The 24,994-nt window shown below is 32.6% G+C and carries 21 protein-coding genes, 1 tRNA gene and 1 pseudogene; 7 read left to right on the top strand and 16 right to left on the bottom strand.

The features are described 5' to 3' along the window. Window positions 1–271: 271 nt before the first annotated feature. From QZV12_RS07880 to QZV12_RS07870, 3 genes are all read right to left on the bottom strand, one after another. The gene (locus QZV12_RS07880; RefSeq protein ID WP_295619885.1) at window positions 272–1,663 is read right to left on the bottom strand and encodes an MFS transporter; all 1,392 of its coding nucleotides are present in this window, start codon (window positions 1,661–1,663) and stop codon (window positions 272–274) included. Window positions 1,664–1,762: 99 nt separating this feature from the next. Next, a complete protein-coding gene (locus tag QZV12_RS07875) occupies window positions 1,763–3,154 on the bottom strand; it encodes an MFS transporter (RefSeq protein WP_295619882.1) in 1,392 nt (463 codons plus the stop codon). A 57-nt stretch (window positions 3,155–3,211) separates the two neighbouring features. Then, the gene (locus tag QZV12_RS07870) at window positions 3,212–3,661 is read right to left on the bottom strand and encodes a MarR family winged helix-turn-helix transcriptional regulator (protein ID WP_295619879.1); all 450 of its coding nucleotides are present in this window, start codon (window positions 3,659–3,661) and stop codon (window positions 3,212–3,214) included. A gap of 224 nt (window positions 3,662–3,885) precedes the next feature. Between QZV12_RS07870 and dtd the strand changes: the two genes are divergently transcribed. Next, window positions 3,886–4,332, top strand: coding sequence for a D-aminoacyl-tRNA deacylase (dtd, locus tag QZV12_RS07865; protein ID WP_295619876.1), 447 nt, complete (start codon window positions 3,886–3,888; stop codon window positions 4,330–4,332). A 107-nt stretch (window positions 4,333–4,439) separates the two neighbouring features. Here the strand turns inward: dtd and QZV12_RS07860 are convergent, their stop codons facing one another. The 3 genes from QZV12_RS07860 to hisF form a co-directional block, all read right to left on the bottom strand. Beyond that, complete coding sequence (locus QZV12_RS07860; protein ID WP_295619873.1) at window positions 4,440–5,750, bottom strand: succinylglutamate desuccinylase/aspartoacylase family protein; 1,311 nt, start codon at window positions 5,748–5,750, stop codon at window positions 4,440–4,442. Window positions 5,751–5,778: 28 nt separating this feature from the next. Beyond that, the gene (locus QZV12_RS07855) at window positions 5,779–6,858 is read right to left on the bottom strand and encodes a DNA glycosylase (RefSeq protein WP_295619870.1); all 1,080 of its coding nucleotides are present in this window, start codon (window positions 6,856–6,858) and stop codon (window positions 5,779–5,781) included. Between the two features lie 122 nt (window positions 6,859–6,980). Beyond that, window positions 6,981–7,814, bottom strand: coding sequence for an imidazole glycerol phosphate synthase subunit HisF (gene hisF / locus QZV12_RS07850; RefSeq protein ID WP_295619867.1), 834 nt, complete (start codon window positions 7,812–7,814; stop codon window positions 6,981–6,983). 324 nt (window positions 7,815–8,138) lie between these two features. Here hisF and QZV12_RS07845 point away from each other — a divergent pair. Continuing rightward, window positions 8,139–8,214 (top strand) — tRNA-Arg (locus QZV12_RS07845). Between the two features lie 38 nt (window positions 8,215–8,252). On the opposite strand, the gene QZV12_RS07840 is transcribed toward QZV12_RS07845, so the two are convergent. Beyond that, entirely contained in the window at window positions 8,253–8,420 is a 168-nt protein-coding gene (locus QZV12_RS07840; RefSeq protein ID WP_295619864.1) for a hypothetical protein, read from the bottom strand. A 150-nt stretch (window positions 8,421–8,570) separates the two neighbouring features. Here QZV12_RS07840 and QZV12_RS07835 point away from each other — a divergent pair, with 150 nt between their 5' ends. Further along, on the top strand, window positions 8,571–9,041 hold the full coding sequence (locus tag QZV12_RS07835; protein ID WP_295619859.1) for a DUF2115 family protein: 471 nt from the start codon (window positions 8,571–8,573) through the stop codon (window positions 9,039–9,041). Window positions 9,042–9,153: 112 nt separating this feature from the next. On the opposite strand, the gene QZV12_RS07830 is transcribed toward QZV12_RS07835, so the two are convergent. Both QZV12_RS07830 and QZV12_RS07825 read right to left on the bottom strand, forming a co-directional pair. After that, window positions 9,154–9,849 carry a M48 family metallopeptidase gene (locus tag QZV12_RS07830; protein ID WP_295619856.1) on the bottom strand — a complete coding sequence of 232 codons (696 nt, stop codon included), beginning with the start codon at window positions 9,847–9,849 and terminating at the stop codon, window positions 9,154–9,156. Window positions 9,850–10,027: 178 nt separating this feature from the next. Continuing rightward, a complete protein-coding gene (locus QZV12_RS07825; protein ID WP_295619853.1) occupies window positions 10,028–11,983 on the bottom strand; it encodes a helicase C-terminal domain-containing protein in 1,956 nt (651 codons plus the stop codon). Window positions 11,984–12,213: 230 nt separating this feature from the next. Here QZV12_RS07825 and QZV12_RS07820 point away from each other — a divergent pair, with 230 nt between their 5' ends. Further along, window positions 12,214–12,396, top strand: coding sequence for a hypothetical protein (locus tag QZV12_RS07820; RefSeq protein WP_295619849.1), 183 nt, complete (start codon window positions 12,214–12,216; stop codon window positions 12,394–12,396). Window positions 12,397–12,800: 404 nt separating this feature from the next. Here the strand turns inward: QZV12_RS07820 and QZV12_RS07815 are convergent. The 5 genes and pseudogenes from QZV12_RS07815 to QZV12_RS07795 all read right to left on the bottom strand — a co-directional run bounded on the left by QZV12_RS07815 (window position 12,801) and on the right by QZV12_RS07795 (window position 17,527). Next, a pseudogene (locus QZV12_RS07815) lies at window positions 12,801–13,201 on the bottom strand (hydrogenase iron-sulfur subunit). Window positions 13,202–13,216: 15 nt separating this feature from the next. Further along, window positions 13,217–14,371, bottom strand: a complete 1,155-nt coding sequence (locus QZV12_RS07810) for a Coenzyme F420 hydrogenase/dehydrogenase, beta subunit C-terminal domain (protein WP_295619843.1) — start codon at window positions 14,369–14,371, stop codon at window positions 13,217–13,219. A 19-nt stretch (window positions 14,372–14,390) separates the two neighbouring features. Beyond that, window positions 14,391–15,239 (bottom strand): molybdopterin-dependent oxidoreductase, encoded by an 849-nt coding sequence (locus QZV12_RS07805; protein ID WP_295619840.1) that lies wholly within the window; start codon window positions 15,237–15,239, stop codon window positions 14,391–14,393. Continuing rightward, the gene (locus tag QZV12_RS07800; protein WP_295619836.1) at window positions 15,226–15,537 is read right to left on the bottom strand and encodes a hypothetical protein; all 312 of its coding nucleotides are present in this window, start codon (window positions 15,535–15,537) and stop codon (window positions 15,226–15,228) included. The genes QZV12_RS07805 and QZV12_RS07800 overlap by 14 nt, the downstream gene beginning before the upstream one ends. 1,192 nt (window positions 15,538–16,729) lie before the next feature. Continuing rightward, window positions 16,730–17,527 (bottom strand): V4R domain-containing protein, encoded by a 798-nt coding sequence (locus QZV12_RS07795; protein WP_295619833.1) that lies wholly within the window; start codon window positions 17,525–17,527, stop codon window positions 16,730–16,732. A 512-nt stretch (window positions 17,528–18,039) separates the two neighbouring features. On the opposite strand from QZV12_RS07795, the gene QZV12_RS07790 reads away from it, so the two are divergent. The 3 genes from QZV12_RS07790 to QZV12_RS07780 all read left to right on the top strand — a co-directional run bounded on the left by QZV12_RS07790 (window position 18,040) and on the right by QZV12_RS07780 (window position 21,800). Continuing rightward, a complete protein-coding gene (locus QZV12_RS07790; protein ID WP_295619830.1) occupies window positions 18,040–18,300 on the top strand; it encodes a hypothetical protein in 261 nt (86 codons plus the stop codon). Window positions 18,301–18,413: 113 nt separating this feature from the next. Next, the gene (locus QZV12_RS07785; protein WP_295619827.1) at window positions 18,414–19,874 is read left to right on the top strand and encodes a hypothetical protein; all 1,461 of its coding nucleotides are present in this window, start codon (window positions 18,414–18,416) and stop codon (window positions 19,872–19,874) included. Between the two features lie 75 nt (window positions 19,875–19,949). Next, on the top strand, window positions 19,950–21,800 hold the full coding sequence (locus QZV12_RS07780) for a peptidoglycan-binding protein (protein WP_295619824.1): 1,851 nt from the start codon (window positions 19,950–19,952) through the stop codon (window positions 21,798–21,800). 374 nt (window positions 21,801–22,174) lie between these two features. Here QZV12_RS07780 and QZV12_RS07775 read toward each other — a convergent pair whose 3' ends face one another. Together QZV12_RS07775 and QZV12_RS07770 are read right to left on the bottom strand one after the other, a co-directional pair. After that, window positions 22,175–23,401 carry an FprA family A-type flavoprotein gene (locus QZV12_RS07775; RefSeq protein WP_295619821.1) on the bottom strand — a complete coding sequence of 409 codons (1,227 nt, stop codon included), beginning with the start codon at window positions 23,399–23,401 and terminating at the stop codon, window positions 22,175–22,177. 204 nt (window positions 23,402–23,605) lie between these two features. After that, window positions 23,606–24,763, bottom strand: a complete 1,158-nt coding sequence (locus QZV12_RS07770; protein ID WP_295619818.1) for a site-2 protease family protein — start codon at window positions 24,761–24,763, stop codon at window positions 23,606–23,608. Between the last annotated feature and the right edge of the window lie 231 nt (window positions 24,764–24,994).

The following is a 24,994-nucleotide window of genomic DNA, read 5'->3' as shown; positions in this document are numbered from 1 at the left end:
CTATAATAATAGATTGTACTTCATTGTATATAAATTTAAAGGAAAATAAGTTAAGAAAAAAAGTGACTGATGGTCATAATCGTGACACACCCTCAAATTCTTAAAAAAAAACTATTTTATCTTGATTTAAAAAAAAGGAAAAACTCTTAAAAAAAAAAACTATTTATCCTGATTTAAAAAAAAAGGAAAAACTCTTAAAAAAAAAAAAAAACTATTTATCCTGATTTAAAAAAAGAAAAAAAGAATATAATTTAAAAAATCATATTCCTAATTAAGTTGGTCTATCTGTATTGAACTTATCTTTGGATCTTACACCTACCAATGAAGCAAATACAGCGAGGATGCAAGCAACTGTACAGATTCCACAAATGATTTGAGATGTTTGAACCACCATACCAGCATATTTGGTTGCAAGCGGCAAGCTTCCCATGACCCATGCAAATACAAGTGTGAGAAGACCCAAACTCATGGTCTGACCAATTGTTCTCATAGTCGCTTGAGAAGCGGAAGCTGTTGGAGCATCCTTTGGAGGAACAGAACTCATTATTGCATTCATGTTTGGGCTTGAGAAAAGTCCCATACCAATACCCTGCAAGACCATAGCTAAAATAACTATGTAAATTGGAGTGTCTCCATTCAAGAATGTTAGGATAAGGAGAGTTACAGCTGCAATAGCCATTCCAATAGCTGCCAATTTTTGAGGATGTATCCTATCTGAAAGCTTACCTGAATTAGGAGCCATAATAGCCATGATTATAGGTGTGATAATCAAAATCATACCAGCCATTTGTGCATCCCATCCTCTAACGTACTGGAAGTGGTAATTTAGAATGGTTGTCACTACCATAACTGCAATATAACTGCATAATGCAGCAATATTAGAGGAAGTGAACTTCTTGTTTTTGAATAGCTTCATATTGAATACCGGTGACTTTTGCCTAAGCTCATATGCACCAAATATTGCAAGAACGATTAGACCTGCAATGGTCAATATAAGACCTGTGCTTGTTGCCAATGTTGTAAATCCATAAATAAACGCTAAAATACCAATACCATATAAAACAGACCCAATTGTATCAATCTTATCATTTTCATATGTTTTCCATTCATCTGTAATTTTCCAAACCATAAGTGCGATACAAAGTACTAGTAATGGAATCACAAAGTAAAACATGGATCTCCAGCCTAAGTTGTGTACCAGGAACCCACAGATTACAGGAGACAAGGAGGTTGCCAAGTAAACCCCAGTTACGGTGAATCCTAATGCCTTACCTCTGTTTTGAGGTTTGACAGCTTGTACAACCATAGCCATTGCAGATACATTCAAGAATGCTACACCTGCACCTTGAAGAATACGGAAAATCAGGAATGATTCTGTTGAAAATGAAAGCACAGCACCTATTGAAGCGAATAAATAGACCAATACTCCTGCAAGCAAAGACTTCTTAACACCAAACTTACCTGATATCTGCCCTGCAGGAACTGTAAACACAGCAACCACAAGGAAAAATATGGTAGGAACCCAATTTTGAATAACATTATTCATTGCAAACTCTTGTGCAATAGCTGGAACACCAATGATAATCCCATTGGATAAGAATACTGCAAAAAATGAAGTAATAAATGATACCGCTACTACAACAGTTTCTAAATCAAATTTCATAACAATCCCTCTTATTGTACTAAAATATTTTTTAAATCATGACTTTATTTTTTTTTAAATTATTAAACATACACAATCCCAAAATTAAAAAAACAAATATTAACTTGAACTTTCTATATTAAACTCATCTTTTGACTTAACACCTACCAATGAAGCAAAAATTGCAATTACACATAAGAATGTACAGATTATACAAACAATTTGAGATGCCTGAACCACCATGCCAGCATACTTGGTTGCAAGTGGCAAGCTTCCCATAATCCATGCGAATACAAGGGTGAGCAAACCTAAACTCATGGTTTGACCAATTGTTCGCATTGCAGACTGTGCTGCAGAGGCATTTGGAGTTTCATTAGGAGGTACAGAACTCATGATTGCATTTGTATTTGGACTTGTGAACAATCCCATACCAACACCCTGCAAGATCATTGCAATGACTATAAGCCAAATTGGAGTGTTTGCATCTAAGAATATTAAAATCAAAAGTGACAATGTTGCAATAGCCATTCCAATAGCTGCCAATTTTTGAGGATGTATCCTATCTGACAATTTTCCAGAATTAGGAGCCATAAATGCCATGATGATAGGGGTGACTATTAAGATAAGTCCTGCCATTTGAGCATTCCACCCCCTAACATATTGGAAATGGTAATTCAATATTGTGGTAAGTGCTGCAACTGCAAGATAACTACATAAGGCAGTAATATTAGATGAAGAGAACTTCCTGTTTTTAAATAATCTCATATTGAAGGCTGGAGTGTCCACTCTTGTCTCATAATATGCGAATACAATGAGGAGAATAAATCCTATCACTACACAAAGCTTTCCTGTCATATTCATTAGACTTGTAAATCCATAAATGAATAATAAAATGCCTATTCCATATATGATATAGCCGAGTGTATCAATCTTATCGTTTTCATATGTTTTCCAATCCCCTGGAATCTTTAAGACCATAAGTGCAATACAAAGCACGAAAAATGGAATTGTAAAGTAAAACATGGATCTCCATCCAAAGTTATAAACCAAAAATCCACATATTACAGGAGATAGGGAACCTGCCAAATAAACTCCAGTTACAGTAAGTCCTAAAGCCTTTCCCCTATTTTTAGGGTTAATGGCCTGTACAACCATAGCCATAGCTGCAACATTTGAAAATGCTCCTCCGATGCCTTGAACTACTCTAAAGAATAAAAATGATTCAGCAGAAAATGCCAAACATGCCCCAATTGAAGCAAACAGGAAAATGAGAACCCCTGCTATTAAAGCCTTCTTAACACCAAACTTACCGGATATCTGTCCTGCTGGAAGGGTGAATATTGCCACGACAAGCAAGGCAATTGTAATTATCCAATTCTGTACAACATTGTTCATTCCAAAATCGATTGCAATGGCAGGAACCCCTATAAGTATCCCTGCAGATAAAAACACTGCAAAAAATGATGTAAGAAATGATACAAGCACTACAGATGTTTCTGAATCTAATTTCATATTATCGCCCTTTAATAAACATTAATTCAAAAATCAAATTAGTGAAAAATCTTTAATTCATAAGTCTTCAACTAATTTCATCCCATTGATAGTTATCTCTTTAATCCTTTCAATTACCTCACGGTCATCTTCTGTTATTCCAACTTCTTTTTCCCAATCCTTAGAGATTTGCCTAACCTTAGGAACCAACTCATCACCTTTGGAAGTTGTCCTTAACATGTATTTTCTTCTATTTTCTGGATTGACTTCCCTTTTAATAAATCCTTCATCCTCTAATTTCTTTAAGAATTTGGCAATGTTTCCTTTGCTCTGGCCAGACATTGTCACCAAATCATCCTGTGAAATGCAAGGATTATCATAAATCATCATGATATACCTTACTTCATGGCCTAAATCAAATTCAGCAATCTTTGATTTGAGATATTTAAAATGATTTTTAGATAGATTATGAATCCAAGCGATTAAAGGGGAACTATCCATTATTCCTTGAAAGCTTTCACTTTCCATATTTTCACCTAAACAATTTATAAAAATTTTTCTAGATAATTAATAATTGGTTAGTTTTGATATATAATTGTTTCTTTTGAAACAGTTATAAATGAAACAATGCGTTTAAAAAATGACTAAAGTATAATTTTAAATAGTAAAAATTAAAAAAGAAAAAAGGCTAAAGTAAAATTTTAAATTAGTAAAAATTAAATAAATATATAAGAAAATTTTGGAGAATCATAATGAAACTAGTCGTTCAAAGAGTAACAAATGCAAGTGTAGAAGTTGAAGGAGAAATTACAGGCCAAATTGAAGAAGGGTTAATGGTTTTAGTAGGATTTGGCCAGAATGACACTGAAAAGGAAGTTGACTACTTAACAAGAAAAGTGACCAAACTTAGAGTATTCCAAGATGATGAAGGAAAAATGAATCGTTCTGTACAGGATATTGGTGGAAAACTTCTCCTTGTTCCACAATTTACATTATATGGGCAAACAAAAAAGTACAGACCTTCCTTCCATAAGGCATTAGCTCCAGATCAAGCAACTAAACTATTTGATTATTTTGTTGAAAAATGCAGTGAAACTGTGGAAACTGAAACAGGAATCTTTGGAGCATACATGAAGGTAAGTTTGCTAAACGATGGTCCTGTAACAATACTTCTTGAAAAAGAGTTTGATGAGGAATAAAAAAGAAAAAACAAGGCAATGCTTATCAAACTAAAATTTTAATTCAAATAAAAGAAATAAAAAAAGTAAAGAAAAAATAAGGTCTTAAAGACCTTATAAATCTATTTTTAAAAAAGAGAATTATATTTTAAAAGTGTTTTCATCATCAATAATGATTTTGAAACAGCTCCTTTTTTTATCTTGCCGTGAGGGCTGATGACTTCACAAGTGACTGCAGGAATTCCTTTCACGCTAACAACATCTTCTAAAGCTCCAGGATACTCTGATCCCACTTTTTTATAGATTATGCATTTTACCTTAGCATTTTTGGAAATGTATTTTGCAATTTCTGCACTTTCTTTAGTAGGCTTGGAAGTTCCCATAGCCACATCCTTTCCAGGCTTTCCACCAGGCCTTGTAGCATGGAAATCGCCATAGGAATTGCATTTGAAGCTTTTAATCATCTGAACTACATTATATGAAATTGTGCCTTTCTTATGGGCAATCTTATTTAAGTGAACGCCATTATAATCCCTTACATTTGCTGCAGTTCCTTTAGGATTCATAAATGGCATTACATAAACAGTTCCATTGATTGGATGAGTCTCTAAATATTTTATCAAATGCATTGCAGCAACTTGAGAAGGAATCTCATTTCCATGAACTCCCGCGGTGATGAAAACAACCTTTCCATTTCCTCCCTTAAATTTTATCAATGGAGTTCCATATTTGGCATATTTGATCATCTTTCTTACAATTGCAGAATTTGGAACATTTGCCTTGATTCTCTTGTTCCTCAATACATTAGCACCAGATTTCCACTTGTAATATGTAATCTTATGATAATTCCTTACAGTGTATACCATCTTTCCAGAGACATTTCCAGCATAATAGTAAATGCCGTATTTTCCTGCATTGCGGTTAAGGGTGAGGAATACTATTCCACTTGCGTTTGTATAGCGATTGTATATTTTTCCTCTGATCTTAAACTTTACCAATGTATTATTAATGGCTTTTCCATCTTTGTCAAGCACCTTAACAGAAAATTTAACCTTTTTTCCATAAGTGGAAGTAATGTTTTTTGATTGGGTGCATTTATAAGGGGTCTTGTTAACTTGAAGGCTTGAATTAGCATCAGAACTGTTTGATAAATTAGAATCAAGAGAAACGTCATGAGAATCACCAGAAGCATCAGTATCTGAACTAATATCATCATTATTTGAATCATCCAACCCATCACTGAGAATAGCTGAATCAGAACCAATATCAATATTATTTGAATCATTCCACCCATCATTGATAGCTGAATCATCTACAGACACATCACTAAGAACACCAATAGCTGAATCAGAACCATCTGAAACAATCTCTTCAGCGCTTGAAGTTGAAATTATTAAAAATAAACTTAATAAAATCAATATAAAAAATCTTTTTCTCATAAAATCCCCCCATAACACTAATTTACAATCATTTCTTAATAGTCTCCATTAAACCTGACTTACGTGCATAATGGAATAAATAAAGTTGAGCATAACCTGCATAATCACCAAATTGCTCTATGCCAAAGTCCCTTGTCTTGTCAGCAGAAATCTCCTCTCCATCAAAATACAAATGGGACACTATTCTTTTTATCCAAACATCAGATGGAAATGCCTCTTCAAAGCCAAATCCATAGAGTAAGATGCAATCAGCTACCTTTGGACCTACTCCAGGCAATCCTAAAATCAGATTAAATGCCTCATCATAATCCATAGAAAATATATCATCAATATTAATATCCTCAATCAACATTTGGCTTGCCTTTTTCATATAAGGAGCCCTATAGCCAACACCACATGACTTTAGGTTTTTCTTATAGCAGCCAATTTCATAGCAGTGCCCATCATAATCTGCCTCTTCAATTGGAGTTTCAAAAAAGTCTAAAAACTGTTCAGGTCGTGGAAATCCATAAAAAGCACCTGAATCAAACTCTATCCTTTCACCCCAATTATGCTTTATCTTATCAATTGACTGGGTCCAGCGCTTGATTGAATTGTTGGCAGAACAAATTGAAGATATTATGCATTCGAATGGATCCTTTGCAATGAATAATCTTAATCCATTGCAGAATTCAACTGAAGGTGCTAATTTCTCATCATCCAACAGAAACTTATAGAATTTTTCCAAATCAAAATCCAAGTCATAGATTTTTGTCAGCTCATCCCTAATTTCATTTTCAATTGTTTTGATATCATTCTTTGACAGGTTTTCAACATCCATAATATTGGAAAATTGATTATTTCCTATTTTTTTAGGAAACTTATATAGGTATGCGAATTCATTATAATTAGATTTATCTTGTGATAGCTTTAAAAGAATTGGAAGACTGTTTAAATTGATAGTTTCATCATTAAGTTCTTCAATAATTGAAGGAACTTTTAAGTAAATTAATTCACTAAACTCATCAATATTTCCAATTGAATTATGCCTCCATGGAGCCTGTGAAGTTTGACCTGATTCTTGAGTCAAGTTAAGATTGATTAATGAATTAAATTTTGAATTTGACATGAAATCACATTGCATATTAAATGAAAATAAAAGTTAAATAAAAAATCAATTAATATTCGAATAAAAATTATAATAAAAATTATAATAAAAATTAATTTTAAAATCAATAACGGTTCAGATTATTAGAAAGTTTCTCTAATTAGAACTCCTTTCTCCTTTAAGTACTTTTTAACTACTGGAACTGGGTATTCATCAAAGTGGAAAATGCTTGCTGCAAGGGCTGCACTTGCATCAGCTACTTCAAAAGCTTCAAGAATATGTTCTGGGTTTCCTACACCACCAGAAGCAATGACTGGAATGTCTACATTATCGTTGATGGCCTTTGTTAAAACAAGATCATAGCCATCCTTTGTTCCATCTCCATCCATAGATGTGAGAAGAACTTCTCCAGCACCTCTGTCCTGGCATTCCTGTGCCCAAGCAATGGCATCCATTCCAGTGAATTCTCTGCCTCCATAGATACTGCAGTCAAACCATACTTCTCCTTTGTCTGTATCAACAATTGTTTTTCCTTTTGCAGCTTCCTTATCCTCTTCCACATATCTTCTTTTTGCATCTATTCCTATAACTACAGCTTGTGAGCCTACAACTTTAGATGCATCTGTGAGAAGTTGTGGATTGTGGATAGCAGCAGTATTTGTAGAACATTTGTCTGCTCCTGCCTTAAGCATGCGAGTGTAATCCTCTACCTTTCTTATTCCGCCGCCTACACATATTGGGATGAATACATTTTCTGTAAGCCTTTCTATAACCTCCACCATAGTTCCTCTTCGTTCATGGGAAGCAGTGATATCCAATATTACAATTTCATCTGCTCCATCTTCATAATATTTTGTAGCAAGTTCAACAGGATTTCCAGCATAACGAATCTGCTTGAATTCAACTCCCTTTACTACTCTGCCTTCTGGAACCTGCAAATCACAATCTAAACAAGGAATAATTCTTTTAGTAAGCATGATAATCACAAAAAATATTTTATATATTTTAAATCTTAAAAATGATTTTAATTATTTTAAATCTTTTAAATCTTTTAAATTTTTTAAATTTTTTAATTATTTTAAATTATTTTAATTATTTTAAAATATTTTAGCATTTTAAATAATTTTATCTTTTTAAATTTAAATGAAATTTAAGCGATTCATAAACTAATTGTATTTTTATTTTATATAATTAATATCTTTAACTAAAAAATAATCATGAAAAAAAAAAACTAAAATTTTAAAAAAGATAAGAAATAAAGTATAGTAAGTATAACACTAATTTTTTAAAAAAAAAATTTTGGGCCTATAGTCTAGTCAGGATTATGACGTGGGACTTCGGATCCCAAGGTCGGGGGTTCAAATCCCCCTAGGTCCGCTTTTAAAAAAATTAAATATTAAATAAATGAACTTTTTTTATTCAATTACTTGTAAAATTAATTGTCCATCATTATAAAATACTATATCCAATCCATTTTCTGCACATGCAGATAAAATATCTCCTAACTCCTCATATCTGGCGAGTACACTTGCATCATAGTGAGTTGCATCTATTTTTATTAATTGGTAACCTAATAATTCCATAAATATCCCCCAAATTTTTATTTAAAAAAAACTTATTAAATAAGCATTTTAATTATTTATACTTTAATCAATAAATAATATTATGATTTAAATCAGAGTTAATTTTTTTCTATCTTTTGATATCTATTTCTCATTTTATGTTGTGATAATATGAAAGCTTCAGAACTGATTTTATATATTAGAGAAAACCTAAAGGATTACCCTATAGAATATTTAAAAAACAAAGCCCAAGATGACAGGTATCCTGACAGCATTACAAAACGATTGGCAATTTATAATTCCTCTATTTATGATGAGATCTTTGATAAGGAAATTGAAGATGACTTTGATATAAAGGACTCATTGGTTAAAAAAATAGAGGATGATGTAAATTATTATTTCAGCATCTATGATCCATATGATGATGAAAACAGGGATTTTACAAGAAATTTATGTTTATATCTTTCCTTAATTGCAAAGAAGCCATTGCATCCTTTTGGAAACAATCCTAATAAAGATAACATGTATCTTTTAAATGAAGAGTACTTCTGCAAGGATAGGATAAAATATCTTAAGGATGAAAATTCCCTTTGCAGATACTGTGTTTGCAAAAAAGCAGGGTTGACTTTTGGATTCTTCTAAAATCACCTTTTCATCTTTTTCAATGAAACAAAAACGACATTTTCAAACACAACAGCAAGCATAAATACAAAAAATATTCAGCAAAAAAATTAAAATAATGAAGTCCATAGGATTATTGCTCTTCATTCAATACTCTTTTTATTTCTCTCCAATTATGACAGAAATTATCCATAAGAGCTTTAAATCTTGGACCATGATTGAATTCAATCAAGTGGCACAATTCATGAATCAAAACATATTCTGTGCATACTGGTGGTTTTTTAGCAAGCTTCAAATTTAAGGTGATTCTTTTATCCTTTCTGCAGTTTCCCCAATTCTTCATGTTTCTTATTTTAACTTCCTTCGGTTCCTTACCAACAAAATATGTGCACTTTTCTAAGAAATAGCTTAAATTCTTATTCATTTCATCTCTATAAAGTTCAAATAAGATTTTTTCCCTTTGCTTTATATTAGACCTTTTAGGAACTGGAAGGTAAATTACATGCTCATCACTATCATAAATAGCTTTTTTTACAATTTCATTGGTGATTAATTGAAGAGTGTAAGGTTCTCCCCAAATATAATGGGTTTCTCCATTCACATATTTTAATTGAGGTTTAAGTGGCTTTTCAAGCATTTTAGCTCTTGTATCCCTAATCCAATCTATTCTTGATAAAACAAAGTCATTTATAACCTCATCTGATAATCTCATAGGAGAAGAAACCTTTACAGTACCATCAGGCTTAATCCGAAGGTATAGATTCTTTATGTTTTTCCTTTCCAGAATTATTGAAATTCCTTCTATTTCAATTTCTTCTCTCACTACCATATTATCACAATAAGAAAAAATTAATTAAAATTATAAAAAATAAAATTAAAATAAAAAATATTCCCCTTACTAACAACCCAAATAATTTACAGCCCTTGACCCTAGTTATCCAGTGAAAATATTTTGGTCAAGGTTTTGCGCCCCGAAGGGGCGGAAAAGCTTGGGCGAAAAGCTTGAGTTAAATTATACGGTCATCATTAATTACAATAGCTTCCTTAAAGAACTCTGGAATCAATGACTTGTACAATGGACTGTTAAGAATCATCTTTATATCTGAATCAATGATATAAGTGACACAAGAGTCATCCTCTGCCCTCATTCCTCTACCATAAGTTTGGACAAGAGTCATTGCAGTTTTATAAGCATACCAACGCTGATCCTTTTTTCTCCTCATATTTATTTGCTTATCCCCAAGATATGGGAAAGGTATCTTATAGATCACTTGGAATCTGCACTTGTCATAAGGCAAATCCACACCTTCACTCATGGATGGGCTTACAAGGACCAATGGATTGTCATCATCTTCAAAGAACTTTAAAACTCTTTCCCTATTGTTGGAACCATGGGAAATCAGTCTGGAATTGTATAAATGGTCAGTGATGTACTTTTGACACTTATAGCTGTTTGTATGAATGAGTCCCTTCTCTCCCTCATGTCTTTTAAGGATTTTCTGTAAAATCTCAATGGATTTAGGGGCAGACTGCTTAACTCTGCTTTTAGACATCTTTCCAGCTAAGCTTAATTCAATAGGCCTTTTTTCAACTGAAAATGGACTGTCCACTTGAATGTGATAAACCTCACGAGGATCCAATCCAAGCCATTTTGAAAACATCTTATGGGATAGGATTGTTGCACTTAAAAATATTACTACATCTCCATGCTTAAAGAGATAGTCTTCAGCATAATGGTTAACCCTAAGAGGCTTAAAGGATACTCCATTCTCATCTGCATCAATAACCCAATTTCCAGGTTCTTTTTCAAGATTAGTCTTAAGAACCTTTAATCTTGAAATTGTAGAGTTGATTCTGTCTGCCTTATTTGTAGGCAAATCCTTTATTTCAATATCAGAGTAATGGCCTTGAATTGCATCTATTTCCATTATCCATTCGCCTTTTTCAGCACTTTGAAGGGTTTGAGGACTTATGACTTTCTTAATGTCCCTTTCAAGCTGTCTGTTGTATAAGTTGATTTCCATTGTTCTCATCAGCTTGTCTTCAATGTTATGGGCTTCGTCAAGAATCAACAAGGTCCTTTTTCCAAAGTGCTTTACATGATTCAACTCTAAAATGGCATAATCATAATTCATTAAAGTGATGGGTGAATTGATGGCATTTGCCTTTTGCTGCCAATATTTACAGTGGTCAGTGGTTTGGAAGAATATGTCTCCACCAAAGGAATCTTGGAAAGCTAAATCTCCAGTTAAAGTTGGATTTTTGCTTATTCCATATGGACAGAAGAATTTGGCAGATTTAGGTGCAGTCTTACATGCTCCCATATCACAGGTAACTTCAAATCCATCCTTTAGGCAGTCAAAGTTTCCTCTTCCCTTTACAAGAGGGAAATCAAATTCATCTGCATACTGCTTTTGAAGCTGCTTGGTCATTGTTAAAATGTATGCAGATTCGTACATTCTCGCCAATGTAGTAGCTACAGCAGATTTACCGGTACCTGTACCTGCTTCCAATATAATGTATTTATATCCTTTGGAAATAGCTTCTTCAATGTCTGCTATAATCTCCAATTGACCTTCTCTTGGATTTTCAAAAGGGAAATTCTCTATAATCTGTTCTGGAATTTCCGGATATTCCTCTTTTAATCTGTCTATCACTTCTTTAGGCAAATCATGTTCAGCAATGTCATAAACTTCAGCATTTGGAACATCCAATTCTTCAGTGACAGTTATAGGCTTGCGGTTTTCATATTGATAAAGACCTTTTGCACCATTGCCACTTGAAGAAGAGCCTTTTGAATTGTTATTTCTTGTAAAATAATTACCTTTAGACCGTTTAGATGATGTATATGTTTTCCTTTCCTTTTTTTTAGAAGAATCCTTATTTCTGTCTTCCTTCTTTACATAAGGCTTTTTAGTTCTTTCTGCAACGTATGTTCCGCATACGCAATTTTTCTTAAGCATCCCACAGTTGGGACAAAATATTGAATCTGACATTACAATTATATTAGAAATTAGTTATATAAAAAGGTTTTAGAAAGAGCACTTGAAAGGTAATAAATTCATTAAAATATTGATTTTTATCAGTTAAACTATAATTCAGTCGTTAAATTATAATCACAATAGAAAAATGAAGAGAAATAGAATAAATCTAATGAAATGGAATGATAAAAAATAGTTAAAAAAATTAAAAAATGAGAATAGAGGATTTACGTATAAAAAACCAAACCATACAAAAACAACAAGAAAAAAACTTAAAAAAAAACCAAAAACCAAAACCTACAAAAAAAATTAGAAAAAAAAAACTTAAAAAAAAAAACGAAAAACTGAAAACAACAAAAAAAATTAGAAAAAAACTTAAAAAAAATGAAAAATAAGACCTAAAGAAAGTTTTATTAAAGTCTACTTATAAATAATTATTTTTGTGAAATTGATTGAAGTTAGTGAATTTGATTTGCTAACTTTAATCATGATTGGATAATTCCTAATCATTTATGAGCTAAATTAAACTTAAAACTTCTTTTGATTTGGAGGCCTTATTGGCGATTTGTTTTTGAAGAAAATACTCGAAATGTTTTGTCTTTACTATTATCTTAGAAGATAAGTGAAAACCTAGAATGTTTTATCTAACAATTATCCTAAAAGATAAGTGAAAACCTAGAATGTTTTATCTAACAATTATCCTAAAAGATAAGTGAAAAAAACATGATTTAAAATCTATTTTTTTTTTAATAATTTTTATAATTCAACAGCATTTTACAGATATTCCAATGAAATCATCCTAATATTCCAGAGGTCCTAAGTCTGAAATTGTCTTATGGAACTCTTTCATTGTTCTTTGGAATTTTCACCTTCAGAAGCAGATATCCACTCAAAACGGAATCTTTCTTCATCAATTCCAAATTCCTTTATGATTGCTTTAGTTATTAAAGCCCTCCTATTCCATTTATAGTTTCCAGCATCATAATGGCAATCTCCAATATGGCAACCTCCTACAAATACTCCATCAGCACCTTCCCTAAATGCCTTGAAAATCAAGGAAGGATTGATTCTTCCAGAGCACATAACCCTTATGATCCGGACATTTGGAGGATATTGCATACGTGCGGTACCTGCAGTATCTGCACCACCATAACAACACCAATTACAACAAAAACCTACTATTTTAACATCTTCTGCCATAATATTCAACTCCAATTAAAAGTTTTCTTTCTGTGGACTGTATAATGGAGGCTTTTCATCACCAAGACCTGCTTCATATCCAGTTAAATCGTTATAAACACATTGCAATTTATGGTAAATCTTTGAGACAGGTATCTCCATAGGACATACATCTTCACATTGACCACAATTAATACAGCTAAAGCTCATGTGAGATAATCTTACCCCTTGGAATCCTAATGGGTCAGGTGCTGAATCTTCACTGTCTTTGAAGTATTCCTTTTCAAGTTCACATTCATTACACCAGCAAATAGGACAAACATCTCTACAGGCAAAGCATTTAATACATTTATTCCATTGCTCTTTCCATTCTTCCGCACTTAGGTAATTGTCTTCAAACTGAGTATTCTGGAATCTCTTACCCATTTTAATCATGATGCCTTCAACTTTTGATCTGATTTCAATAGCTTTTTCAGAAGGACCTTTTGTTTCAATGAATCCTTCGGATTTAGCACCATCGACAATTTCCTGACCTTTTTCTGAATTGATTTCTATAAATGTCCATCCAGGTTCTGAACCCCATTTACCACAAGCAATATCTGCATTACGAGGGACCTTTAAGTTACATCTTTGACAATTGGTACGACGACCGTAACCTTGTTCCTCTAAATCATCTATCTTAATGCCTTTTTCGCTTCCATCTTCAAGTTCAATGATGAATTGACCTTTATCAATTTCCTCTTTAACTACTTTGGAAGGATCCACATCATAGAATTTTTCTATCATTTGCTGTGCTGTTTCAGGAATAACAGTACCACCACAGTTCAATCCAACAGTGATAATCTTTTCAGGATCTATTCTGTGTCTTTTTACAAGCTCATTGATTCCCTTAGCATCACATGGCTTTGTTGCAACAGCAACTCTTTTATCTGAAAGATACTTGGAAACCAAGTCTGCAACCATAGTTGGAGCACAGTGAAGTGAACCGCAGGTTTCAAGAATTTCAGCAGGGTCAGTGACAAATCTAGGGATACCGTCATAGACATCCTCTCCTTTTGAAAGGGTCAAGACACCATCTACAATATCATTAGCCAGCAAATATTGGAAAATAGAACTTACTGCACCACCACAAGCCCCATTTTCAGTTATTGCAGCTTCACTACTTTTTGCAAGAACATAATTTTCACTCATAAAATCACCTAAAATTCAATTAAGCAAGTTTCTCAAATATTTCTATTTCACTTAAATTTTCATCATCGGAAAATACTGAGGAAATGAATTCTTGTTTTAAGCCTTCTGCATTTATAAAGCTGCCGCATTTTTCAGTCCATGGTTTTCCTGGAAGCACCACGTCGGAAAGTTTTGTGAAATCATTATCAAAGTTAGAGATGTTCACTATGAATTTTCCTTTCACATCACCTTTAGACAAGAAATCCAATGGATCTGCATTGACAGTGATAAGTGCTTGAGAATCTGAAAGGAATTCCTTAATTTCTTCTGCATCCAAAGAGCTTAATATTCCCATAGCTCCTTTTATATTAGCTTGTTTATATGCTGGAAGTAATTTTGCACCAGTTTCAACAGCCAATTCTTTTAAGCTATTAAAATCATCCTTATTTTCCATTTTATTGATTAATATTACAGCGTCACCATCTAATTTACCCTTTATATCTCCCATATCACTAATAAAATCGCTGATTGAATCGACTTTAACAGATTCAGTAGCATTTAATAGGGTATTGGATTTTTCAACAGTGTCTACTGAAATAAGAGTACCGCCATTTTCCTTGAAAATGATTACTCTTCTACCAATTAAAGGATTGTCTCTTAAAATATCTCCAATAGCTAAAATTGTTTTTGCATTGGAAACATCATCATAGGATGCCACTTCCACATCATCATTAGGGAAATTATATCCATAAAATCCTATTTTATCAGTTCCATAACCTTCAGCAAATTGTTTTATAGCTTCTAATTCCTCGATTGTGTTTTTTCCAGAACAAAGAATGCAAAGTTCATCAGGATTAATGGAACCTAATTTCTCTTTAATCCGTTTCAATTACATCATCCATTGCATCTTCATCCAAGGGATTAATGGAACCTAATTTCTCTTTAATGAGATTTATAACTGTTTCATTATCTGATTCAACTAATTCATTGTTTTTAACCAATGAAGGAGAGCAGATTCTATTTTCAAATTGTTCAACAGAACCACGACCGTTTAAACAATTCTTTCCTTCATTAATCGGATGTCTCTTGTAAGGATAAGTTCCCAAGACTTTACCCTCACCTGAAACAATATTTATCCCACAACCTACAGAACAAGAAGGACAAATAGTATGTTTAATTTTTAGCATTTTCAATCTCCAAAAATTTTTTTAATCGGATTAACCGATTTAAATAAGAAGTTGACACATTTGAGATAGGGCTTTGAGACTAATTAATAACATAAACATCTCAGCTTGAAAAAAAAAGGAGAATTTAGTTACTAATAGGTTAGATAATTTAAAATATCAATAAATATTAATAGTATAGGCAATAGTCATTAAAGAGCCGCAAAGATTTAATAAATATTGAGAATCATTAATAAGAGGCGACATGAAAAAAAATAAAAAATTGCGACATGACATAATATTTAATAAATGTCAAAAATTCAAAAAATCCAAAGGGCTTTAGAAATATAGAATATCTGACAATTCATTAATAAAGTTAATTAATATCATCAATATTAAAAATTATCCAAGTCCTACCTAAATATGAATATTTAATTTCTTATTAAAAAACTTTTCTATAATTTATCACGATTATTCATTATAAATGAAAATCAATCCAAAAAAATAAATGAATAATTATTGAGATTGAATAATTTTAAGATTTAAATAAAGTGTAAATAATTAAAAAAGAATTAATTATTGGATAAATAATATTTAATAATTATTAAATTATTTATTGAATTAAATAAGTAATTTAAAGAAGATTTGAAAATTGAAGAAAAAATTGAAGAAAATTAATTATTATCATGATAAATGATGACAAATAATGAGAAAAAAATAAAAATGATGATGAAATAATGATAAAGAGAATGAAAAATTAATCAGTAGAATAAAAAATAATGAGAACAATGAAAACTAATGGAAATAAGGAAAAATGAATTTTGATGGAAAATACCCAAAAATGGAAGAAAATATGATAAGAATAATCAAAACTAATGAAAATAAGAAAAAACTATGTTGAGGATAAATAATTATCTTGATGATAAATAATTATTATTATGATAAATTTTCAAAATGCTTAAAAGAACTACACTTAAAAAGAAGGAAAAATAAAAAAAGGAATTTTAAAATTAAAAATCAAAAAAGAAGATGAAGAGTGGGAAGAAGTTAAAAAAAATAAAATAAAATATCAAAAGAGCAAAAGAAGTAAGAAAAGTAAAAAAATAAAAAAATAAAAAAAGAAATAGATTAAGAGTAACACTCCAACCCAGTGAAAATAATTTTGATCAAACTTTTGCGAGCCGAAGGCGAGTAAAAGTTTGGTGTAAAAGTTTGGTTAATAAGCAAAAGCTTCTCCATCTGGGGATTCTACCAAGAAATTGCAGCAGTCATCACCCATGGTGAAACATTTTACTTCAGTTACTTCAACATCCTTTTTAAGATAGTTTGCAAACAATGCTTCAAAAATACCTGCATCTAAGTAACAGGTTGGTTTTCCTTTTTTAGGAAGAAGACTGCATTCGAAACATTCATAAGCAGTAATGTTAATGATATCTCCTAATGCAATTTCGAGTTTGCCTAAACCATTGTCTTCCCAGAATTGAATGATATTGTCACAGAACTTGTTTATATCATCATCATAAAGCTTTTCATACATTGCTGCTCCAATATTCTTACCAGATTGGTTCAATACAGGGTTGATGTTGATTCCTTCTTGGATTAGGTTAGATCTTAAAGTGTGGAATAAAAGGAATGAGAACTTGAAGTTGTCTACATCCATAATGTTTTTAACCAAGAACTCAGCTTGTCTTTCTTCCAATTCCTTTTCATCTCCAGATTGGACTTCTCCTAAGAATTTAGAATTGATATAGAAGATTTTCTTTCTGTGATCGTTTGCATCGAATCTGTAGCTAACGATTCCATCTTCTCTTAATGATTTTAAATGAACAGAAATAGTTGATTTGGATTTTCCAGTGTTTTTAACAATTTCATCAAATTCCATATCGGTATCCTTTAACATGGAAAGAATGGTTAATTTTACTGGGCTTTTAACTACATTTACACCTAGCTCACCAGGAGCCTTTGCAAAAATTTGAATTGCCTTTGGTTGAATAGTTTTTTCTTCATTTTCCATTTTAAACCCTCAAAAATAAAAAAATTTTAAAATTGTATAATTTAATAAAAAATCTCATAAAAATTTTGAACATAATTAAAACAAAAATTGTTTTATACTTATAGTATGAATCTTATTATTTATATACTTGTTCTTATATTGACAAAATGTTTTATTATTTTAAATTTTAGTACGAACAGTTTATAAAATTAATATGAATTTTTAGAAAAAAATACGAACATTCGTTATAAAACATCCTAAATAGGGAAAAAATACAACAAATTTAAAAAAATATAAATTATTATTAGTTTTTAAAAATTTTATAACAAATGTAAAAAGAGAATAGCTGAAAAAATTTCTAAAAAAAATGTAAAAGATAATGATAGAAAAAAATTCATAAAAAAATGCAAAAAGACAATAACTGAAAAAAATTCATAAAAAAATGCAAAAAGACAATACCTGAAAAAATTTAGGAATATTTATAATATATATAATAAATAGTATAATCAGTTATTAAAGAATGAGGAAAAACTATGAAATTAAATAACTACTTTTATATTATGCTGATATTTCTCATCTTCATAATTAGCATTTCTGCAGCAAGCGCTGCTGATGATGTCATAGGAGATACGTTCAGCACAAGTATAGACGACACTATCATCGATAGTGCAAATGAGGAAATAATATTAGACGACAGCAATAAGGACATATTGGAAAGCAATGAAGAAGTAGTTTTAGACGAAAGCGATGATCAAACACCACTAAGTGCAAGACCGCTAGCTTTACTGATTTAAATACTAAAATCAATGCTTATGATTTTATAGATACAATCACCTTAAACGATGATTATGCCTTCGACAGCTCAACAGATGGGGCATTTATAAATGGTATTGAAATCAACCGTAAAGTGACAATTGATGGTCAATACCACACCATAAGCGGATCAAACTTGGCAAGAATATTCGATGTAAATTCTGGTGGCGTAACAATAATGAACATCAACTTCGTTAACGGAACCCATGCTCAAAACGGTGGAGCTATCCAATGGAGCGGTGCAAATGGACAACTCATAGGAAACAACTTCACAAACAACACTGCAGACTATGGAGGAGCAGTCTACTGGTGGGCTAGGAACCCAACAATCACAAACAACAACTTCAACAAAAACACCGCAAGTGGCAATGGAGGAGCAATCCAGTTGTCTGTTATTTATGCAAACGTTGAAGAAAACACTTTCACACAAAACCATGCCGATGAGGAAGGAGGAGCAGTATATTGGAATGGTGAAAATGGTAAAGTATACAACTCCAACTTCATCGAAAACGATGCAAAAAGTGGAGGGGCAATCTACTGGAGAATAGAAAACGGTAAAGTAGAAAAGTCCAATTTCACAGGCAACAAAGCAGAAAAGGATGGAGGAGCAGTATATTGGAATGGTTATGATGGTAAATTAGAAAACTCCAACCTCACAGGCAACACAGCAACAGAAAGGGGAGGGGCAATCTACTGGGCTGGTGACGACAGCCAATTGGTCAGTTCTACCTTCACAAACAACAACGCTAGTTATGGTGGAGCAATATACTGGAGTAAAGATAATGGATTAATAAGCCAATCCAACTTCACAGACAACACAGCAATAAATAAGGGAGGAGCAATCCTCTGGATTGGTAATGGTGGACAAATAAGCCAATCCAACTTCATAGGCAACACAGCAAACGAAGGAGGAGCAATCCAATGGACTGGAAATGATGGTACCATAAACAACTCCAACCTCACAGACAACACAGCAACAGAAGATGGAGGAGCAATCCAATGGGACGGATTTGATGGACAAATAAACTACTCTACTTTCGAAAACAATACAACAGAAAGAGGAATTGGCGGTGCAATAAGATGGGATGTAGGTGCTGTTAATGGACAAATAAATAACTCCAACTTCACAAGCAACACAGCAGAAATCGATTTTGGAGGAGCAAACTACAGTCAAGCCATGAATTTTATGATAAGCAACTCCCACTTCAACAACAACACAGCAAAAAGTGATGGAGGAGCAATATTCTTATGGGGTGATAATAGCAGTGTAGGCAACTCCAACTTCACAGACAACACAACAGAAGATAAATCTGGAGGAGCAGCAGTATTTAATGGAGATAATATCACTGTAAGCAACTCCAACTTCAACAACAACAGAGCATTATTTGGAGGAGCAATCCGCTGGTGGGGTGAAAACGGAACCCTAAACAAGTCTAACTTCACAAACAACACAGCAAACGAAGGAGGAGCAATATGCTGGATTGGTGAAAATGGTAAAGTGGAATACTCTAACTTCAACAACAACAATGCAAGCAAAACTGGAGGAGCGATATAGTGGAATGAAACTGCTATTAACGGTGCCGTAAACAACTCCAACTTCACAGAAAACACCGCAACCGATGGAGGAGCTATGGAGTTATTGGGAGACAATGGTATTGTAAGCAACTCCAAATTCATAGCTAACACTGCAAAGAATCTAGGAGGGGCAATCCACTTGGATAGTGAAGGTTCAAAGATTAACAACAACATTTTCTTAAACAACATAAATACTATCAGTTCTCAAGTATCAAGCAATAATATTGATTGTAATTGGTGGGGCAATAATGCTTCAAATTATGCAGACAAACCAAACGAGTACTGTGATAATTGGCTGTTCTTAAATGCAACTGCAGACCCAAACCCAATGGAACTCATAAGCACATCAGAAATCAGTTTCAAGCTATATCTATACAATGAAACTGCAGAAGAAAAAATAACAGAATATGACCACACACTATTGCCTGCAATCAACCTAACACTAAGCTCAACAAAAGGAACAATTGACAAGGAGAATATAGGATTAGATGAAATCATTACATATACTCCAAATGCCCTTGGATCAGGTAGCGTAACTGCAATGATTGAGAATGTTGAACAGACCATTGAACTGGAAATCATACGACAAAACCCTGATTTAAGCTTTGAAGATCAGGAAACCACATACAACAAATCTGCAACAATCAATATCCAATACAAAGAGGAAGCTACCGGAAAAGTGAATGTGAAACTTGAAGGTGAACAATTCAACTACACATTAAGGGATTTGGAGTTGAACACTGTACTCTCCCTTGGAGACATCAACAGTGACACATACACAGTAACTGTAGAATATCTAGGAGATGAAAACTATATTGAGGCAAATGCAACAGGAACACTGACTGTCAAAAAAATCCAAACCGAAATCATCCCTACAAAAGATACAATCAATATAAATATAGGGGACACATCCAATATCGGATACAGTCTTGATCCAGAAGATGCTGTAGGAGACATTGTCTTTACAAGCAGCAATGAAAGTGTAGCTACCGTTGATTCAACTGGTGCAATGAATGCAATGGCTATAGGTACAGCAACAATAACACTTGCATTATCAAGCATCAACTATGAAGCTCCTAATGCAACAGTAACAGTTACAGTTAGCAAAAAAGATACAAAAATCACTGCTGCTTCAGTTACTACAACATACAACGTTGCCAAAAACCTTGTAAAAACACTTAAGGACAACAAAGGAAAACCAATAAGTGGAGTGCAAGTAACAGTTAACTTAGGAAGCAACAAGAAATACACAACCGACAAGAACGGTCAAGTAAAAGTGGCTATTGGCAAATTAGTGCCTAAAACTTATACCGCTAAAATCAGCTTTGCTGGAAACAGTGTATATGAGGCTTCCTCTGCAACTGCCAAAGTGGTTGTTAAAAAGGCAACTCCTAAGATTACTGCAAAAGCAAAAACCTTTAAATTTGAGGACAAGACCAAAAAGTACACAATTACTTTAAAGGACAACAAGAACAAAGTAATGAAAAACAAAAAGGTCACCTTGAAGGTCCATGGAAAAACCTACACCGCAAAAACCAACAGCAAAGGCGTAGCAACATTCAAACTAACCAAACTGACCAAAAAAGGCAAATTCACAGCAGCAATCACCTATGCAGGAGACAAATACTACAAAAAACTAAACAAAAAGGTAAAAATAATAGTCAAAGCACCTGCATGGAAAACTGTAGCAAGAGGTAGCAAAGACAAGGCAACAGTCAAAAAAATCCAAAGAGCCTTGAAAAATAACGGATACTATCTTAGCTACAAAGGCAGATACTTGAAAGTCGATGGTATTTTTGGAGTACACACAGAAAGAGGAGTAAAACAATTCCAAAAATCAAGAAAATTAAAAGTAACTGGAAAAGTAGACTATACAACAGCTAAAAAACTAAAAGTAACTAAATAGAAATTTAGGAATAGTAATAAAATAGCTGATAAATTAAAAATTGTTTAAAAAAAGAGTATTTTTACTCTTTTTTACTCTTTTTTTACTTTTTTTTACTTTTTTTATTAAAAATGAATTTTCTAAATCTTTTTTAAAATAATAAAATTTTAGAGCTCTTTAAAAAAAAACAATTTCCGATCTTTTTTAAAAAAAAATAAAATCTTAAAAAACTCTTAAATAATAAAAAAAATATACAAACCTTTTAAAAAAAAAACTTAAAAATCTCTTAAAAAATAAAAAAAATATAGCTTAAACAATTATAAAAATATTAAAAAAAAGAATTAGAGACAATAAATTAAAAAAAAAAAAAAGAAAAGAAAAAGAACTTTAAAAACTTAAAGTTCTAATTTTTTAGCTTCTTCTACTAATTTTTGACCTAACTTGAAGCTGGTGTCATCGTCTTCATCTGCAGGTACATAGTAGATTTCTTGTTGGTCAAGAACTTCGAATCCACAATCAGCAAGTTCATTTGCAATGAATTCGACAGCTCCACCTCTTCCACCCATGGAACCAAAGGTAACAGCAGGTCTTTTGAATCCAGTTCTGTTGAAATGGAGACCTTTTAAGTAGTAGATGAGGTCACCAATGCTTGGGAATGGGAAGTCGTTGATTGTAGGAATACCGAAAGCAACAGCCTTACTGGTCAATATGCTTTTTACGATTTCACTTCTTTCATCTTCGTGCAAGAAGTACATTTCCACATCGTATCCTTCTGCAATGATTCCTTCAGCAACTTCGTGAGCCATTTTTTGGGTAGAGTAGTGCATAGTATCGTAAACAATGGTCACTTTGTCTTCAGCTCTTTTACCGGTTGCCCAGTCACTGTAAGCGCCAATGATTTTCATTGGGTCAGTCCAGATTTGACCGTGGGAAGGAGCAATCATTTTAACTTGTTCCAATAAGCCTAATTCAATGATTTCATCAAATTTATTAAGTACCTTTTTGGATAATGGGGTGATTAAGTTACCGTAGAACTTTTGTGCTGCATCCATAAGAACGTATTCTGGAATGTCAGTGTCTAATCTTTTTGCGTAACATAAGTGTTGACCGAATGCGTCGTTAGGGAATAGGATTCCATCTTCTGCAAGTAAGGTGAACATGCTGTCAGGCCAGTGAAGCAAGAATGCATCTAAGAATGCTAAGGTTTTTCCACCTAAGTCAAGAGCGTCGCCAGTTCCAACGATATTAAAGTCTGCACCTTCTAATTTAGGGTAGTGTCTGACTAATCCGCCTTGAGCGATTTTACTGCAGTAGATTGGTGCATCGAATCTTTTCCATAAGTCGTATAAAACACCACTGTGGTCTTTTTCTACGTGGTTTTGAACAATGTAGTCAACTTTTACTTCTCTGCCTTCTTGTTCAAATGCATCTTCGATACGAGCCATCATTTCTTCAGTTTTTCCAGGATAAGCGTTATCGATAATAGCTACCTTTTCACCAAATACAATGTATGCATTATAAGTGGTTCCATCTAAAGTGTAACCGTGGTAAGATCTTAAGTCCCAGTCAAGTACACCAATCCAGTATACTCCATCACCTATTTTTTCAGCTTTTGCTTTCATTTTATAACCTCTAAATATTTTAAATACATCAATTTTAAAAAAATCAGTATTTTTCGTATTGCATTTTAGCATCTTTCCCAATAATAGTATTATTAGTTCGTAAATGCTTAAACATTTATGTATATGGTTTTTAATATATATAAAGTTTTGGTTTTATGAAATACGAACAAATTTTATTGTGAAAAAAATATAGGAAATAATTATTTAAGCGGGAAAGCCGAGTAATCCAACAACAAGACTAACTACAATAATTATTGCCATAAAGAATGACAAGAACAATACTATTGGCCTATAAGCACTTTCAGGCATTACATAAGACAATAAGTTTTCAAGGAGATGGCCACCATCCAATGGCTTCATAGGAAGCAGGTTAAAGGTTCCTATTGCAAAGTTAAGGAAATATATCCAAAACAGCAATTCACTTAATGGCATGAAAATCCACAATAATGGAGTGTAGAACTGATTGTCAAAAGGCTCTGCAATGACATTGTTTGATTTTGCTTGTATTCCCATATAACCTAAAGACTTGTTTTGAGGATTTGTTTTCAATTTGAAACTATAGTCCCCCTTATCCGTCTTAATATCAACCGTTTCATTTGGCTTTAAGGTAGTGACCACTTTTTGATAGGCTTTAGAGTCATTTAAACTTACATTATTTATTTCCTTAATGATCATTCCCGGTGACAAGTACTTTATGGCATTTCCATCTTCAGTCAATCTGCTGACTTGAACACCATCTTCATGAAATACAGCAGGCATGACAAAGGATGATATGAGCATCATAAGAATCAGTGCAATAACGGCCAATGTCAAATTGGCCATAGACCCTGCAACATAAATCCTCATTTTAGCAGGACGATTCAATTCATTCATTTCCTCTTCATCAGGCTCTACAAAAGCACCTGGTAGAATTGCAAACAAGAGAAGCCCTATAGACTTTAAGCTTATGTTTTCAACTCTAGCCAATATTCCGTGACTGAATTCGTGAACAATCAAAACTGTTGCAAGTGCAATCAGACCGCTTAAGAATGGAATGAATATTGGAGACCCTGGAACTTCAACTCCTGGAACTACCAAACTTACTGAAGGAGCATCCATAAGTGTCTTTAGGGAATAGATTAGGGCAACCGCCATAAGAATCATAAATCCAGTGGATATTACAATTCCCACATTCATATACCATTTCCAAAATCTAGGAGCCCTTTTTGCGATTCTATCAATGAAACCTCTTAATCTTTGAGTTTTCCACATCAAAAGAGGAAAGTTCACTTGAACTCCATATTCTGTAAGCTTATCCTTAAATACAAGTGCAATAGTCCAAATAATAAAGAAGGTTATTACATAATACCATATACCATTCATAATAACACATTATTCTTTTTTAAATAAAACATAATAGGAAAATACCATCAACCAATGAATTATCCTTTAAAATAAAACATAATAGGAAAATACCATCAACCAATGAATTATCCTTTAAAATAAAACATTTAGTTGAAAAAAATACATTAAGTAATGAATAATATTATTAAGTTTTTATAGTATAAAAAACTAATTATTTAATTTATATATAAAGTATTTTAAGTCATGACC

It is taken from the genome of uncultured Methanobrevibacter sp., assembly GCF_902769175.1.
In the GTDB taxonomy this organism is placed as follows: domain Archaea; phylum Methanobacteriota; class Methanobacteria; order Methanobacteriales; family Methanobacteriaceae; genus Methanobrevibacter.
The sequence above is the reverse complement of the archived record's forward strand: the minus strand, read 5'-3'. Positions and strand labels throughout refer to the sequence as shown.

Bases quoted from the DNA above. Each gene is read 5' to 3' on its own strand.
- QZV12_RS07880 (WP_295619885.1), bottom strand. From the start codon at position 1,663: ATGAAATTTGATTTAGAAACTGTTGTAGTAGCGGTATCATTTATTACT.
- QZV12_RS07875 (WP_295619882.1), bottom strand. From the start codon at position 3,154: ATGAAATTAGATTCAGAAACATCTGTAGTGCTTGTATCATTTCTTACA.
- QZV12_RS07870 (WP_295619879.1), bottom strand. From the start codon at position 3,661: ATGGAAAGTGAAAGCTTTCAAGGAATAATGGATAGTTCCCCTTTAATC.
- dtd (WP_295619876.1), top strand. From the start codon at position 3,886: ATGAAACTAGTCGTTCAAAGAGTAACAAATGCAAGTGTAGAAGTTGAA.
- QZV12_RS07860 (WP_295619873.1), bottom strand. From the start codon at position 5,750: ATGAGAAAAAGATTTTTTATATTGATTTTATTAAGTTTATTTTTAATA.
- QZV12_RS07855 (WP_295619870.1), bottom strand. From the start codon at position 6,858: ATGTCAAATTCAAAATTTAATTCATTAATCAATCTTAACTTGACTCAA.
- hisF (WP_295619867.1), bottom strand. From the start codon at position 7,814: ATGCTTACTAAAAGAATTATTCCTTGTTTAGATTGTGATTTGCAGGTT.
- QZV12_RS07840 (WP_295619864.1), bottom strand. From the start codon at position 8,420: ATGGAATTATTAGGTTACCAATTAATAAAAATAGATGCAACTCACTAT.
- QZV12_RS07835 (WP_295619859.1), top strand. From the start codon at position 8,571: ATGAAAGCTTCAGAACTGATTTTATATATTAGAGAAAACCTAAAGGAT.
- QZV12_RS07830 (WP_295619856.1), bottom strand. From the start codon at position 9,849: ATGGTAGTGAGAGAAGAAATTGAAATAGAAGGAATTTCAATAATTCTG.
- QZV12_RS07825 (WP_295619853.1), bottom strand. From the start codon at position 11,983: ATGCTTAAGAAAAATTGCGTATGCGGAACATACGTTGCAGAAAGAACT.
- QZV12_RS07820 (WP_295619849.1), top strand. From the start codon at position 12,214: ATGAGAATAGAGGATTTACGTATAAAAAACCAAACCATACAAAAACAA.
- QZV12_RS07810 (WP_295619843.1), bottom strand. From the start codon at position 14,371: ATGAGTGAAAATTATGTTCTTGCAAAAAGTAGTGAAGCTGCAATAACT.
- QZV12_RS07800 (WP_295619836.1), bottom strand. From the start codon at position 15,537: ATGCTAAAAATTAAACATACTATTTGTCCTTCTTGTTCTGTAGGTTGT.
- QZV12_RS07795 (WP_295619833.1), bottom strand. From the start codon at position 17,527: ATGGAAAATGAAGAAAAAACTATTCAACCAAAGGCAATTCAAATTTTT.
- QZV12_RS07790 (WP_295619830.1), top strand. From the start codon at position 18,040: ATGAAATTAAATAACTACTTTTATATTATGCTGATATTTCTCATCTTC.
- QZV12_RS07780 (WP_295619824.1), top strand. From the start codon at position 19,950: ATGGAGTTATTGGGAGACAATGGTATTGTAAGCAACTCCAAATTCATA.
- QZV12_RS07775 (WP_295619821.1), bottom strand. From the start codon at position 23,401: ATGAAAGCAAAAGCTGAAAAAATAGGTGATGGAGTATACTGGATTGGT.
- QZV12_RS07770 (WP_295619818.1), bottom strand. From the start codon at position 24,763: ATGAATGGTATATGGTATTATGTAATAACCTTCTTTATTATTTGGACT.